Genomic DNA, 12869 nt, shown 5'->3' with positions numbered 1-12869 from the left:
TCGCCCGATGTAACCGTTATGTTTATGCTTTAGAGGTTACTGATTGACTATGTAACTTGTCAAGAACGATTTTGACGGTTACACTGAACGCACCCTGTTTAGCCTCTTGCGGCAAGAGAATGGACTACCGCCCAATACCTGCGATATTCGTGGCCGACGCGCCGGGGCTCGACTTCCTGAACTCAGTGGCGACACCGGTGGACGTGCCCATCGACTGGATCGCCGACGGTGAAGGTTTGCTGTCGTGGCTGGAACAGGCGGGCATGGCGCCCGCATCGGCGCTCGCCGCCATGCGCACGCAGTTCACGGCGGCCGAGCTCGACGCGGTCGCCGGCGAGGCGCGCGCCCTGCGCGAATGGTTCCGCGGCTTCGTGCGGGAAAGAAAGGGCCGGCCGCTCGCCAGCGCCGATCTGAGCGAACTCGCGCCGCTGAACGCCCTGCTCGCGCGCGACGACCGTTACGGCGAAGTTGTTGAGGCCGGCAGCGAAGGCCCGGCGGCGTTCGAGTACCGCGTGAACCGGCGCTGGAAATCGCCGGAATCGCTCTTGATGCCGATTGCCGAAGCGCTCGCGAAACTGGTGTGCGAGCAAGACTTCACGCATGTAAAAGCCTGCGAAGGGCCGAAATGCACGCTGCTCTTCGCCGATCACACGCGCGGCCATGCGCGCCGCTGGTGCAGCATGGCGATCTGCGGCAATCGCGCGAAAGTTGCCGCGCATCGCAAACGGCTCAAGGAGCGCGAAAGCGCCTGAGGTGCTGGTGTGGCCACACACGCGCCTCTCTGCTTTGTGCGTTTCGTACTACTTCGGAATCCTTACCGAGAAACATCAGTCACGATCTGGCGCACCGAGCGGAAAGAGCGGACGGTATGGCCGCGCCTCGTTCACGGCGCGCACGAACGAAGGCCGCGCGAGCAGCCGTTCGCGATAGGCGCGCAGCACGGAATACGCCGGGGCGATGCGATGGGTCCAGTCCGCGTAGAAAAGCGACGACGACGCGGCGCAATCCGCCATCGTGTAGTCCTCGCCCGCCGCCCAGGTTTTGCCCGCGAGCTGGCCTTCGAGCCACGCATAGGCGAGTTCGAGCTTTTCGGCCGCGAAGGCCCGGCCTTCTTCGCGTCTTGCCGGGTCGCCGGTCAACGCGCCGTCCACAGCGCGCTGCACGGGCGTCATCACATGCAGGTCGAAGAAGCGGTCGAGAAAGCGCACGTCGAGCGCGGCCATGGGATCGGCGGGCAGCAACCGCACTGGCCCGGGATGTTCGAGCTGCAGGTATTCGATGATGATGCTTGTTTCCGCAACGTTGCGCTCGCCGTCCACGAGCACCGGAAACTTGCGTAGCGGCCAACGTTGCAGCCACTGCATCGTATGTTCGGGCGAATCCGGACCGATGCCGCGAAATTCGAAGGGCGTGTCGTTCTCGTACAGCGCGACGAGCACTTTCTGCGTGTACGAGGAAAACGGGTGTCCATATAGCGCGAGCGACATCGTCTAGTCTCCTGTTCGAGCCGGGCAGGTCGTTGAACCATGCACCGGTTGCGTGCCGATTGCAAGCGTTGCCGGGAACTGCAGCGGCGCGTGTTCGGGCAACTGTACATGGCGGCGGCGCGGTGCGTGACGTATCGTGGCCCCGCGCGGTTTCCTCTCCTGGTCCCCCGATATGCTCAACATCCTTGGCAAAGCTTCGTCCATCAACGTTCGCAAGGTGCTCTGGACCTGCGTCGAATTGAACCTTCCCTTCGAACGGGAGGACTGGGGCGCGGGCTTTCGCTCGACACAGACGCCGGAATTCCTCGCCCTGAATCCCAATGCGCTCGTGCCGGTCATCAAGGACGGCGATTTCGTTCTGTGGGAGTCGAACACCATCATCCGCTATCTGGCGTCGCGGTATGGCGGCGCGCATCTCTATCCTGCCGATGCTGTGATGCGTGCGCGCGTCGATCAATGGATGGACTGGCAGGCGACCGATCTGAACCGTTCGTGGAGCTATGCATTTCTCGGTCTCGTCAGAGCGTCGCGCGCTCACCAGGCGACGAGCGAAATCGCCCATTCGATCGAGAACTGGACCCGCCATATGCGTATTCTCGACGCGCGGCTGCAGGAAACCGGCGCGTTCGTCGCCGGCACGCGATTCTCGCTTGCGGATATTCCCGTTGGGTTGTCGGTGAACCGCTGGTTCGGCACGCCGTTCGAGCATCCCCATTTGCCCGCCGTTTCCGCGTATTTCGAGCGGCTCGCTGAACGCCGCGGGTTTGCGGTGCATTGCGCAAACGGGATGCCGTGAGCTACGGCGCAGGCGGCGCTTCAGTTCGCCAGGCAGACGACGCTCGGGTTGGCGTATAGGCGCTGCTACCCGACGCTGGCGTTCGCACGCTGCATGATCCAGCGCCGGTATTCGCGGGTGCGCGCCACGTCCGCCAGCTGTTGCAGGATCAGCGCGCGCAACGGCGAAACTTTTGGATTGGGCCTCTTTCCCCGGCTCAATCTGCGCAACTGAAACTTGACGGCGGCCATGTTGGCCAACGACGCCAGCGGTTTGTTCTTCCACGTGATCGGAGAAAGCGCCGGCGCGTTGTCTTTGCCCGCACGCCAGTCGCGCGGCAGACCCGGATCGATCGCCAGCGCGGTCCCGATACCGACCATGTCCACCCCGCTCGCGATAACCTGTTCGGCAACGGCCCGGCGGCGGATGCCTCCCGTGACCATCACGGGCATCTTCGCGATCGTCCGGATATCGCGGGCAAATTCCACGAAATACGCTTCGCGGGCCAGGGTGCGGCCGTCGCGAGCATCGCCTTGCATGGCCGGGGCCTCATAGCTTCCACCGGATAATTCCACCAGATCGACCGCCCTATCGTTGAGTAACTTCACGACGTGCCGGGCATCATCGGCGCTGAAACCACCGCGCTGGAAATCGGCGGAGTTCAGTTTGACGGCCACGGCAAATCGCGGGGAAACGACCGCACGAACGGCTTTGACGATCTCCAGCAACAGACGCGCGCGATTCTCGAGCGAACCGCCCCATTGATCCGTTCTCCGGTTGGTGAGCGGGGAAAGAAACTGGCTTAGCAGATAGCCGTGGGCCGCGTGAATCTCGACGCCCGTGAAGCCCGCGAGTTCGCCCAGACGCGCGGTGCGGGCAAAGCGCTGGATCACCTCGTCAATCATTTCGTCCGTCATCGCCTGGGGCGTATTGAAGTACTTTGACATCTTGCCCAGTGCCAAAGGGACTGCGGAAGGCGCCCACGTCTGCTGGCCAAGATTGGCCCGCATCTGCCGGCCCGGATGATTGATTTGCAGCCAGAATTGCGCGCCCTTCGAGCGGCCGATCTGCGCCCAACGTCTGAATGCTTCGAGGTGCTTGTCATCTTCGAGCACGACCCCGCCTGGTCCTGTCATGGCGCGGCTGTCGACCATCACGTTGCCCGTAATGAGCAGCCCGGCACCGCCTTGCGCCCACGCCTCATAGAGACGCATCAGCTGCCCGGACGGGGCGCGGTCTGCGTCCGCCATGTTTTCTTCCATGGCGGCTTTGGCGATGCGGTTCCGGATCACGGCGCCGTTGGGCAATGCCAGTTTGTCGAACACGTTCATGGGTTCACCTCGTTGGATCGTGGTTCGACTTTAAGGTTGAAGTCGACTTTAATGTCAATCCCTTCTGCGCGGTGAACAAGGGCGGCCCGAACGATCGGTGTCTGGACGCTTGACCTTCAAGTTGAGTTTAACCTTAGAGTGCCGGCTGTCGCGCCGTGTGCCAGCGCGCGCCCGGTTGAACATGGAGAAGGGCGCTAAAGGTCTTCGATCGTGCGTGAGAGCGAACAGGGAGGTGCGGATTTCAGAGCGATCAGTCTCGCGCGGGACCTCGTCGAGAACGGCGCCGAGGCCGGGCGCCCCGGCTGATTCTGGACGCCGGCCACGGTATTCGACGGCCGCTTCATCGAGCGTCTGACTCGTCATGCAGGATTGCGTCTCGAGCAGATATGACGTGCGAACACGGTTGAAGCGGCTCGGGCAAAGCGCTAAGTTGACGGTCAGGTTCGGTCTGACCGGGGAGTGCCGGAAACATGAAAATAGGTGAACTTGCGCAGCGCACGGGCCTGGCGGCTTCGCGCATTCGCTTCTACGAAGGTCTCGGCTTGCTGAAGGCCGAGCGCGAGCCGAACGGCTATCGGACGTATACGCCTCAAGCCGTGCTGGTGCTCGATCTGATTGCGACGGCACAGCAAGCCGGTTTCAGTCTGGACGAGATTCGCATGTTGCTGCCGCCCGATCTGACACAGTGGAAGCCCGGCTCGCTCGTCGAAACGCTGCGCGGCAAGGTGCAGGATATCGAGGCACTGGAAATGCGGCTCGCGCAGAGCAAGGCGCATCTCGTCGCGCTTCTGGCTGAAATCGAAGCGAAACCGGCAGACATGGATTGCACCGCCAACGCGAAGCGCGTGCTGTCCCGGCTGCGCTCGGGGGAAGTCAAAGCGCCTGCCCTGCAAGCCGCAGACGTCACGACGCTGCGCAAAGCGAAGCGCCGCGGGCCGACCAGGAGTGGCTAGGGGCGCCCGGCCAGGGGCGCCCGGCTAGGGGCGCCCGGCTAGGGGCGCCGAACGACAGGGTTATTCGCCGATCCGGAAATACTCGCTTGGCACCACCCCAAGCTGCTTCCTGAACATGGAGGTGAATGCGCTAGGGCTGTCGTATCCCATACTGAGTGCGACGTCCAGAACGTTCTGCCCGGTCGCGAGCCGCTCCAACGCCATCAGCAGACGCGCCTGCTGCCGCCACTGCCCGAACGTCATGCTCACTTGCTGGGCGAAGGTGCGCTGCACAGTCTTTGGGTTGACGCCGACCACCTGCGCCCAGTCACGCAGCGTTCGCTTGTCGTCCGGCGCATCGAGTATCCGTTGGCAAATCTCGACGAGATACGGATGGGTGGGAAGCGGGAGATGCAGGGGGAGCACTGGCAGGAAGTTCAGCTCATCGAGCAGCAATCCCATTAGTCTCCCGTCGCGTGAATCGGCTGTGTAATCGCCCGTGATGTCCATGGCGCTCAGAATCAGCTGCCGCAGGAGATCGGAGATCGCAACCGTATGGCAACGCTCTGGCAAACCGCTTGCCGCGTCCGGCTGGATGTAGAGCGTTCGCATCGCCACGGCATTCACCATGCGTACCGTATGCGCGGTGTAGGCCGGCATCCAGATGGCCTGGGTCGGCGGCACGACCCATTGGCCCGCTGCGCTGCTGACCACCATGACGCCAGCGGCCGCGTAAATCAGTTGTGCGGCCGCATGATGGTGCAACGGGCGTATGTGGCCAGGCGGGAAATCGACCGCCCGGCTGCTCACGGGGACCGTGTCGCGATGGTGATCGCGCTGAGTGGAAGCGTGGCGAGGCATGTCCGTTTCGCGACGATGGGAAGGAATTACGCGTGAGACAGGCGATCAGTGTATCCCTAAACTGGGCTGCCAACTTCACCTTCTCTCACTCCATGAAGATCGCGCCCACTCCAGTTCAAAGCACGGATAGATCGAGACCGGCAAGCCGGAATCGAAGCCAGACGGCCTTCGGGATACTCGGCGTCACAAGCGCATCGCACTTGCTCAACGACATGCTTCAATCGTTGATGATCGCCGTCTATCCGATCTTCAAGGCCGGGCTGCATCTGTCTTACTGGCAGATCGGCTTTGTCACGCTGGCTTACCAGGTCACGGCCAGCCTTCTCCAACCGCTGATCGGGCGCTTCACGGATCGCAAGCCGCAACCCTATTCGCTGCCGCTCGCGATGGTGTTCAGTTTCTGCGGCGTGTTCGCGCTGTCGAGGGCACAGAGGTTTCTCGCCTTGATCGGCGCGGCGATGCTGGTGGGCGTCGGCTCGTCCGTATTTCATCCGGAAACATCGCGCGTGGCGCGGATGGCCTCCGGTGGTCGTCACGGGCTTGCCCAATCCATTTTCCAGGTGGGCGGCAATGCCGGAAGCGCGATCGGTCCGCTGCTCGCAGCGTTGATCGTCGTCCCCAACGGCCAGGGCAGCCTTGCATGGTTCACGGCCGCCGCCCTGCTGGCGATGATTTTGCTGTGGCATGTGAGCGGGTGGTATGAAGACCAGCTCGCGCAAAGCAGGCGCCGCAAAGCGGCCGTCGAGGTTCCCGCGCTCGACTCGCGTGCGGTGGCGCCGGTTGTCGGCATCCTGATGGTGCTGATGTTTTCCAAGTACTTCTACACAGTCAGCATCAGCAACTACCTGACCTTCTATTTAACGGAGAAGTTTGGAATTAGCGTGCGTGCAGCGCAATTGCATCTGTTCCTGTTTCTCGGCGCGGTGGCCGTGGGGACCCTGATTGGCGGCCCGCTCGGCGACCGGCTCGGCAGAAAGGCCGTGATCTGGTTTTCGATCCTCGGCGCCGCGCCTTTTACGATCGCGCTGCCTCACGCCAATCTCGCGGTGACGACAGTGTTGATCGTGCTGATCGGCCTGATCGTCTCGTCGGCGTTTTCGGCCATTCTCGTCTACGCGCAGGAACTGATGCCGGGGCGCGTCGGGATGGTATCCGGCTTGTTTTTCGGCTTCGCGTTCGGCCTGGGCGGGATCGGTGCCGCCACGCTGGGTTGGCTGGCGGATCACTTCGGTATCCCGACGGTTTACAGCCTTTGCGCGTGGCTACCCTTGCTTGGCATCGTCGCCGTGTTTCTGCCGAAACGGCCGGCTGCAATCGAGTCCACGCAGGACCGGAAATGAAGCTAGTCGATTTCGCTTGCATCGTCGGCGCAATCGGAACTTATGCGCTGATCTGCCTCGCGAGTTTGTGCGTGCACATCCGGGCAATGAAGAAAGCGATCGGAAGCGAACCGTTTGCCCTGAAGGGCGTGACTCGATGTGATGCGCGTGCCAGGCTACGCGAATGGGAAGCCCAGAAGAAGCGACTACTTCCGATGGCAATCCTCCTTGCGCTATGGGTCATCGTTTTGTCGTCCTTGTCCGCCAGCCGGTAGGCAAGAGATCGAAATCCAGGCTTCCCGAGCCGGAGCGTGATTCGGCGGCTGTTTCGGTCCTTCGTCGGCGCGGCAGCGCCAGACCGTGCACAATACGGCCATGCAAGCCCCAGACCTCGAACGCCTCGTCACCCTCGCCATGCCCTTCGGCAAATACAAAGGCCGGCTCATTGCCGACCTGCCCGGGCATTACCTCAACTGGTTCGCCCGCGAAGGGTTTCCGCCTGGCGAGATCGGCCGGCTGCTCGCGCTGATGCACGAGCTCGATCACAACGGCCTGAAGGGCTTGCTCGAGCCGCTGCGCAAACGCGCCTAGCGCCAACCCGGCGCACAATGCGCTGGCGAATCTCTTGCGAGGCAGCGCAACATGGCCAGTTTCCAACCCAATGGATGGCACACCGTCACGCCGCGAATCGTCGTGCGGGGCGCGGAAAACCTTGTCGCGTTCATCAAGACGGTGTTTCAGGCGCAGGGCGAATGGCGTCACGGGCTGCCCGCCGAAATCAGGATCGGCGATTCCGTCGTGATGGTCAGCGGATCGGACGGCCTGCGCGATCCCATGCCGGCATTCCTGTATGTCTACGTCGAGGATACCGACTCGACGTACCAGCGCGCGATGGCGGCACATGCGATCTCGCTCGAGCCTCCAACCGATCTGCCCTACGGCGACAGGCGCGCGATGGTCAGAGATCCGTGGGGAAACACCTGGCAGATCGCCACCCATCAGCGCGACCTCAGCGCCGCCGAGATCCGTTCAAGGTTGGGCAACGCGGGTTAGGCGAACGGCGGTTGCAGAACAATGGCGTCGTCGCGCTCAGGGCCGGTGGTGACCATCGCCACGGGCACGCCGACTTCGCTCCGGATCGCGTCGATCAGCGCCGCTGCCTGCGGGGGCAGCTCGCCATACGAGCGCACGCCCCGGGTCGACCCGACCCAGCCGTCGAAACGCCTGAGCACCGGCTGAAGGCGCTGCTGCTCGGCATTCGTGGACGGCATGTAGTCGATGCGCGCGCCATCGAGCAGATAACCCACACAGAGCTGCACCGACTCGAAGCCATCGAGCACGTCGAGCTTGGTCAGCGCCAGCTGGTTGATGCCCGCGACCTTGCAGCTCTGACGCAGCTGCACGGTGTCGAGCCAGCCGCAGCGGCGCGGGCGGCCGGTGTTGACGCCGTACTCGCCGCCGCGCTGCCTCAGTTCGTCGCCGAGCGCGCCGTCCACTTCCGACGTGAACGGGCCTTCGCCAACCCGCGTTGCATAGACCTTGCTGACGCCCAGCACCCGCCCGAGGTGCGACGGGGCAATGCCGGCGCCGCTGGCCGCGCCGGCCGCGATGGTGCTCGACGATGTGACGTACGGGTAGCTGCCCCAATCCACGTCCAGCATGACCGCTTGCGAGCCTTCGAATACCACGCGTTTGCCCGACGCATGCGCGTGGTCGAGCTGTTCCCAGACACGGCCCACGAACGGCAGGATGCGCGGCGCCATGGCAAGCAGGTTGCTCAACATCGGCTCGAGCGGGAACGGGTCCTGGCCCGAACCGCGAAGCCACGCGTTATGGTGTTCGAGCAAGACGCCGAGCTTCTGGGCCAGCAGTTCCGGTTCGGCAAGGTCGCACACGCGCAGGCCGCGGCGGCCAACCTTGTCTTCATAGGCCGGGCCGATGCCGCGCAGCGTGGTGCCAAGCGGCTTCGCGCGCATCCGCTCCTGGGCGGCGTCGATTGCGCGATGCACGGGCAGGACCAGCGTCGCCGTTTCGGCGATTTGCAGCACGTCAGGCGTCACGCGCACGCCCAACGCGGCCATCCGGTCGATCTCCGCGAACAGCGCCTCGGGATCGAGCGCAACGCCGTTGCCGATCAGGCCGAGCTTGCCGCGCACCACGCCGCTCGGGAGCAGCGCGAGCTTGTAGGTTTGGCCGTCCACCACCAGCGTGTGGCCGGCGTTGTGCCCGCCGTTGTACCGAACGACGATGTCCGCCTTCTCCGCCAGCCAATCCACGATCCGGCCCTTCCCCTCGTCGCCCCACTGCGCGCCGACCACGACGACATTCGACATGCGATATTTCCCCTGGTGAGTAAATCGAACAGATCCAGAACCGGAACTGCTGCCAAGGGGCTCAATATAGGGCTACGATGGCGCCGCGAAAAGCGATGTAAACTCACGGAACTTGTCAGGAAAAATCACATAGGATTGGATCATGTCGCGTCGTCTGCCGCCGTTGAACGCGCTGCGCGTATTCGAAGCCGCCGCTCGCGCGGAGAGTTTTTCGGCGGCAGCCGAGGAGCTTTACGTCACGCACGGGGCCGTTAGCCGGCAAGTACGGCAGCTGGAGGACTGGCTTGGGATCGACCTGTTCGAGCGCCGGGGCCGAAGGGTCGTATTGACAGCGTCGGGGCGCGCTTACCTGGCCGAGGTATCGGCGGCACTGGATCGCATTGCGCTCGCGACCAGTGAGCAGCTTCGGGCCACGCGGGCGCAGATCGTGAGGGTCAATGCGCCCACGACTTTCGCGTTGCGCTGGCTGTTGCCGCAGCTGTCCGGTTTCCAGCTGACCCATCCGGCGGTGGAGGTGCGGCTGACCACTTCGGATGAGCCGATCGAAAAACTCGGCGACGAATGCGACGTGGCGATTCGCGGCAGCCAGCAAAAGTCGGCCGGGTATGCGGTCACGGAGTTCTTGTCGGAAGTCCGGCTGCCGGTTTGCGCGCCCAAGGTGCTGGAAGCGCAGCCGATACACGAGGTCGCGGATCTCGCGCACCACACCCTGCTTCACACGGCGACGTATCCCGGTCTTTGGGCGGAGTGGCTTGCGGCAAGCGGCAATCCTGGGCTTGCGCCTCGCCATTCGCAGCAACTGGATCACTTCTATTTGACCCTGCAAGCCGCCATTGACGGCCTGGGTATCGCAATGGGCCCGACCGCACTCGTCGCGCTCGATGTCAAAGAGGGCCGCCTCGTGTTTCCCTTCGACGGCCCCGCCCTGCCCGCATGGCGCTACTGCAGCTATGTGCGCGAAGCGCGTCTCGAGGATCCGGCCATCCATACCTTTCTCGCGTGGTTGCGCGAACTCGGGCAGCGCTTTTCGCATCGTGCGTAGCGGCATGCGCGCATCGCTTGCGCCCGCGCTCGCCGGTTGACAGCCCGTATTCGATGCTTTAAAAAGTAAAGCATGAAAATTCCACGACCAGGACAGCCCGTTCGCGGCTCGACAACCGGACGGCCGATCATGGTCGTGCTGGATCTGCTCGGGCGGCGGACCGCACTGCGGATTCTGTGGGAGCTGCGCGGCGAGGCGTTGACGTTTCGCGCGCTTCAGGAGGCCTGCGACACCAATGCCCGCCTGCTCAACACGCGGCTCGCGGAATTGAGAGCGTCGGGGCTTGTCGAGCATGGAGAAGGCGGTTATCAGATGACGGCCGAAGGCAGGAAACTCCGGGCCGCCTTGCAGCCGCTGCAGGTCTGGGCCCGGGAGTGGGCCGAGCGCGACCCTCAGGGGTTCGAAGCTGCGGATCGCGATCAGTGCGGCCGCGAGGCGTAATTCATCAGGTTTCCGAACGATTCACGCAATTGCCTGCGCAAGGCTTGCCGTCCGGCGACACACGCAAGCCACGTACCGCAGCCCCAGGGAGTTGAACGATGTTGCACAACGTGAACCATCTCCGCTGGAAGATCGTCGCATTGCTCGTTGCGCCGCTCACGTTCGTGATGACGCTCGACCGCACAGCCATGGCTGTCGCGGCCCCGACGATCCAGAATGAACTGGGTCTGTCGATCGTCGAGATGTCGATGATACTCACGGTCTACTTCTGGGCCTATGCAATCGGGCAGATACCGGCCGGCCGCGCGGCCGAACGCTTCGGGTCGCGCAAGGTGCTGTTCGGCACGAGCACGCTCTGGTCGCTCATGATGATCGCCACGCCCCTGGGCGCCTCGTTCGCGTGGCTGTTCGGCTGCCGCCTCGTGCTGGGCGGGGCGCAATCGGCGGACTGGTCGAGCAGTGTCGTCGCACTCAAGCGCTGGGTTCCGGCCAGCGAGCGCGCGAAAGGCAATGCCCTGCTGCTCGCGGGGCTCTATCTTGGCCCGATCGTTTCGGCGCCGCTTACGGCATGGACCATTGCGCGGTTCGGATGGCACGCCGTTTTCTATGGATTCGGCGCACTGGGGCTGCTGCTCGGCGCGGTCTGGTGGTTCGGCTACCGCGACACGCCGGCGGCGCATCCGCTCATCACGAAGGCAGAGGCCGAGTACCTCGCAGCCGGCCAGCCGCCCGAGCGCACCGCAGCCAGGGGAGCGCTCAGGCGCTGCCTGCGGCAGTGGCGCTTCTGGATCTTCGGTGTCCAGTACTTCCTGCTGGTGCTGATCCAGAGTTTCTACACGACGTGGCTGCCAACCTACCTCATGCGGGCGCGCGGGCTTTCGCTCAAGGCGATGGGCCTGTACGCATCGCTGCCGTGGGTGGCCGTGTTCGTGGCGGTGTTCGCCGCGGGGGCGTTCAGCGACTGGCTGCTCAGAAAGACCGGCTCGATCTATCGGGCACGCACGCCCGTTGCGATGAGCGGATTCGTCGTGAGCGCGCTTGCGTTGGCGGCGGCCGCGCGAGCCGATTCGATTACCATGGTGATCGGCTTGCTGTGCCTGTCCTTTGCCGCGGTGGGATTCGTGCAGGTAGTCGTGTGGTCCGCCACGCAGGATCTCGGGCGGGCGTTCGCCGGCGTCATGTCGGGCTGGACGAACGTGTGGGGTGCCCTGTCGAACGTCGCCGGTCCGATGACTTTGGCGCTGGTGGTCAAGGTCACGCATAGCTGGGGAAGCGGCATGATCGTGATCGGCGCGGCGGCCGCTTGCGGTGCGCTGCTATGGCTGTTCGTGCACCCCGAGCGCCCCTTGCTCGGCGACGACATGGATGGGCCGCCAGCTCACACGGAAACGGGCACGACAACAGCGCCAGTCAGGAACGAAGCCGTTTCGCACAACGTTGCGCGCGCAACCGATGCTGACACCGGGCAGGTGTCCGAACAGAACGGCTAAAACGGATCAGGCCGTATTGACATGAACACGCAAATGCAGCCGCCGGAATGCATTCGGCGTCATGCCTTTGCTCTTCTTGAACAGCCTGCGGAAATAGCCGCTGTCTTCGAATCCGCATTCGTAGGCGACCTGCGCGATCGTCAACCGGTCCTCGGCAAGCACAATGGCGGCGTGCAGCATGCGGCGTTCGTGGACGGCGTCGGTCAACGTACGGCCGTAGACGGCGCGATACACTCGTCCTAGATAGTCCGCGTTGCAGCCGAGGTGCGCCGCAATCGACGAAGCGCTGATCGCCTCATGAAAATGCGTGCGAATCCAACGGTCGGCGCTTGCCGCCAGCTGCTGCGGCGCCCCGTCGGCAGCCGTGGCCGCGACGCGCGAGCGCTTCAACTCCCACAGCATCTGCAGGATCGCGAGGCTGTCCGGCACGGCTTGAACGCCATAGATCTGCTGGTCGTTCAAGAGACGCTGGAACATGCCCGATAAATGATCGGGCCGCTCGACTCGCGCATGCTGGGGAATCTCCAGCCACTCACGCGACGCCGAACCGGAAAGCGGCGTTTCAGGCAGCGTGAAATGCACCCAGTAAAACTTGAGGTCGGGGGCGAACGGCGACGTGCCGCCGTGCAAGCGGCCAGGCCAAAGCACCAACGTTTCCCCCGCATTCACCTCGAATGGCTTGCCGTCCTCGTGAAGGTTCAAACAGCCCTGCCGGACATAGATCAGCTCGTAAGACTGGATTCTTCGCGACGGGTGCACGCCCACGCCGCGCGAGACGAACAGACCGCCATTACTCGCTTCGAGAGGCGGCAACCAGGTCAGGCGGAGTAAGGAATCGGTCATGGGCAGAAAAGTCGG

Annotated in this window: 15 protein-coding genes and 1 pseudogene; 11 read left to right on the top strand and 5 right to left on the bottom strand. The window is 63.7% G+C overall.

Annotated features, from left to right (window positions below):
- Window positions 1-119 precede the first annotated feature (119 nt).
- A complete protein-coding gene (locus tag FAZ97_RS25350) occupies window positions 120-752 on the top strand; it encodes a CGNR zinc finger domain-containing protein (protein ID WP_158761262.1) in 633 nt (210 codons plus the stop codon).
- 75 nt (window positions 753-827) lie between these two features.
- Here the strand turns inward: FAZ97_RS25350 and FAZ97_RS25345 are convergent, their stop codons facing one another.
- Complete coding sequence (locus FAZ97_RS25345) at window positions 828-1487, bottom strand: glutathione S-transferase family protein (RefSeq protein WP_158761261.1); 660 nt, start codon at window positions 1485-1487, stop codon at window positions 828-830.
- Window positions 1488-1659: 172 nt separating this feature from the next.
- On the opposite strand from FAZ97_RS25345, the gene FAZ97_RS25340 reads away from it, so the two are divergent.
- Window positions 1660-2283: a glutathione S-transferase family protein gene (locus FAZ97_RS25340; protein WP_158761260.1), complete on the top strand. Its 624-nt coding sequence runs from the start codon at window positions 1660-1662 to the stop codon at window positions 2281-2283.
- A gap of 65 nt (window positions 2284-2348) precedes the next feature.
- Here FAZ97_RS25340 and FAZ97_RS25335 read toward each other — a convergent pair whose 3' ends face one another.
- Window positions 2349-3593 (bottom strand): NADH:flavin oxidoreductase/NADH oxidase family protein, encoded by a 1245-nt coding sequence (locus FAZ97_RS25335; protein WP_158761259.1) that lies wholly within the window; start codon window positions 3591-3593, stop codon window positions 2349-2351.
- Window positions 3594-3839: 246 nt separating this feature from the next.
- Between FAZ97_RS25335 and FAZ97_RS35465 the strand changes: the two are divergent.
- Both FAZ97_RS35465 and FAZ97_RS25330 read left to right on the top strand, forming a co-directional pair.
- Window positions 3840-3983, top strand: a pseudogene (locus FAZ97_RS35465) (saccharopine dehydrogenase); the annotation flags it as partial.
- An 80-nt stretch (window positions 3984-4063) separates the two neighbouring features.
- The gene (locus FAZ97_RS25330; RefSeq protein ID WP_158761258.1) at window positions 4064-4546 is read left to right on the top strand and encodes a MerR family transcriptional regulator; all 483 of its coding nucleotides are present in this window, start codon (window positions 4064-4066) and stop codon (window positions 4544-4546) included.
- Between the two features lie 60 nt (window positions 4547-4606).
- On the opposite strand, the gene FAZ97_RS25325 is transcribed toward FAZ97_RS25330, so the two are convergent.
- Entirely contained in the window at window positions 4607-5386 is a 780-nt protein-coding gene (locus FAZ97_RS25325) for an AraC family transcriptional regulator (RefSeq protein WP_158761257.1), read from the bottom strand.
- 92 nt (window positions 5387-5478) lie between these two features.
- Between FAZ97_RS25325 and FAZ97_RS25320 the strand changes: the two genes are divergently transcribed.
- From FAZ97_RS25320 to FAZ97_RS25305, 4 genes are all read left to right on the top strand, one after another.
- A complete protein-coding gene (locus FAZ97_RS25320; RefSeq protein ID WP_158762408.1) occupies window positions 5479-6726 on the top strand; it encodes an MFS transporter in 1248 nt (415 codons plus the stop codon).
- A complete protein-coding gene (locus FAZ97_RS25315; protein ID WP_158761256.1) occupies window positions 6723-6980 on the top strand; it encodes a hypothetical protein in 258 nt (85 codons plus the stop codon). The genes FAZ97_RS25320 and FAZ97_RS25315 overlap by 4 nt, the downstream gene beginning before the upstream one ends.
- Window positions 6981-7080: 100 nt before the next feature.
- Window positions 7081-7296, top strand: a complete 216-nt coding sequence (locus FAZ97_RS25310) for a DUF3820 family protein (RefSeq protein ID WP_158761255.1) — start codon at window positions 7081-7083, stop codon at window positions 7294-7296.
- A 51-nt stretch (window positions 7297-7347) separates the two neighbouring features.
- On the top strand, window positions 7348-7758 hold the full coding sequence (locus FAZ97_RS25305) for a VOC family protein (RefSeq protein ID WP_158761254.1): 411 nt from the start codon (window positions 7348-7350) through the stop codon (window positions 7756-7758).
- On the opposite strand, the gene FAZ97_RS25300 is transcribed toward FAZ97_RS25305, so the two are convergent.
- Complete coding sequence (locus tag FAZ97_RS25300; protein WP_158761253.1) at window positions 7755-9038, bottom strand: adenylosuccinate synthase; 1284 nt, start codon at window positions 9036-9038, stop codon at window positions 7755-7757. The genes FAZ97_RS25305 and FAZ97_RS25300 overlap by 4 nt on opposite strands.
- 142 nt (window positions 9039-9180) lie before the next feature.
- Between FAZ97_RS25300 and gcvA the strand changes: the two genes are divergently transcribed.
- From gcvA to FAZ97_RS25285, 3 genes are all read left to right on the top strand, one after another.
- Window positions 9181-10080 (top strand): transcriptional regulator GcvA, encoded by a 900-nt coding sequence (gcvA, locus tag FAZ97_RS25295; protein WP_158761252.1) that lies wholly within the window; start codon window positions 9181-9183, stop codon window positions 10078-10080.
- A gap of 129 nt (window positions 10081-10209) precedes the next feature.
- Entirely contained in the window at window positions 10210-10521 is a 312-nt protein-coding gene (locus FAZ97_RS25290) for a winged helix-turn-helix transcriptional regulator (RefSeq protein WP_233271896.1), read from the top strand.
- 98 nt (window positions 10522-10619) lie between these two features.
- Entirely contained in the window at window positions 10620-12011 is a 1392-nt protein-coding gene (locus FAZ97_RS25285) for an MFS transporter (RefSeq protein ID WP_158761250.1), read from the top strand.
- Window positions 12012-12017: 6 nt separating this feature from the next.
- Here FAZ97_RS25285 and FAZ97_RS25280 read toward each other — a convergent pair whose 3' ends face one another.
- The gene (locus FAZ97_RS25280) at window positions 12018-12854 is read right to left on the bottom strand and encodes an AraC family transcriptional regulator (protein WP_158761249.1); all 837 of its coding nucleotides are present in this window, start codon (window positions 12852-12854) and stop codon (window positions 12018-12020) included.
- Window positions 12855-12869: the final 15 nt, after the last annotated feature.

Source organism: Paraburkholderia acidiphila, from assembly GCF_009789655.1.
GTDB lineage: Bacteria > Pseudomonadota > Gammaproteobacteria > Burkholderiales > Burkholderiaceae > Paraburkholderia > Paraburkholderia acidiphila.
This window is presented reverse-complemented; position numbering and strand designations above follow the sequence as displayed.

Bases quoted from the DNA above. Each gene is read 5' to 3' on its own strand.
- FAZ97_RS25350 (WP_158761262.1), top strand. From the start codon at position 120: ATGGACTACCGCCCAATACCTGCGATATTCGTGGCCGACGCGCCGGGG.
- FAZ97_RS25345 (WP_158761261.1), bottom strand. From the start codon at position 1,487: ATGTCGCTCGCGCTATATGGACACCCGTTTTCCTCGTACACGCAGAAA.
- FAZ97_RS25340 (WP_158761260.1), top strand. From the start codon at position 1,660: ATGCTCAACATCCTTGGCAAAGCTTCGTCCATCAACGTTCGCAAGGTG.
- FAZ97_RS25335 (WP_158761259.1), bottom strand. From the start codon at position 3,593: ATGAACGTGTTCGACAAACTGGCATTGCCCAACGGCGCCGTGATCCGG.
- FAZ97_RS25330 (WP_158761258.1), top strand. From the start codon at position 4,064: ATGAAAATAGGTGAACTTGCGCAGCGCACGGGCCTGGCGGCTTCGCGC.
- FAZ97_RS25325 (WP_158761257.1), bottom strand. From the start codon at position 5,386: ATGCCTCGCCACGCTTCCACTCAGCGCGATCACCATCGCGACACGGTC.
- FAZ97_RS25320 (WP_158762408.1), top strand. From the start codon at position 5,479: ATGAAGATCGCGCCCACTCCAGTTCAAAGCACGGATAGATCGAGACCG.
- FAZ97_RS25315 (WP_158761256.1), top strand. From the start codon at position 6,723: ATGAAGCTAGTCGATTTCGCTTGCATCGTCGGCGCAATCGGAACTTAT.
- FAZ97_RS25310 (WP_158761255.1), top strand. From the start codon at position 7,081: ATGCAAGCCCCAGACCTCGAACGCCTCGTCACCCTCGCCATGCCCTTC.
- FAZ97_RS25305 (WP_158761254.1), top strand. From the start codon at position 7,348: ATGGCCAGTTTCCAACCCAATGGATGGCACACCGTCACGCCGCGAATC.
- FAZ97_RS25300 (WP_158761253.1), bottom strand. From the start codon at position 9,038: ATGTCGAATGTCGTCGTGGTCGGCGCGCAGTGGGGCGACGAGGGGAAG.
- gcvA (WP_158761252.1), top strand. From the start codon at position 9,181: ATGTCGCGTCGTCTGCCGCCGTTGAACGCGCTGCGCGTATTCGAAGCC.
- FAZ97_RS25290 (WP_233271896.1), top strand. From the start codon at position 10,210: ATGGTCGTGCTGGATCTGCTCGGGCGGCGGACCGCACTGCGGATTCTG.
- FAZ97_RS25285 (WP_158761250.1), top strand. From the start codon at position 10,620: ATGTTGCACAACGTGAACCATCTCCGCTGGAAGATCGTCGCATTGCTC.
- FAZ97_RS25280 (WP_158761249.1), bottom strand. From the start codon at position 12,854: ATGACCGATTCCTTACTCCGCCTGACCTGGTTGCCGCCTCTCGAAGCG.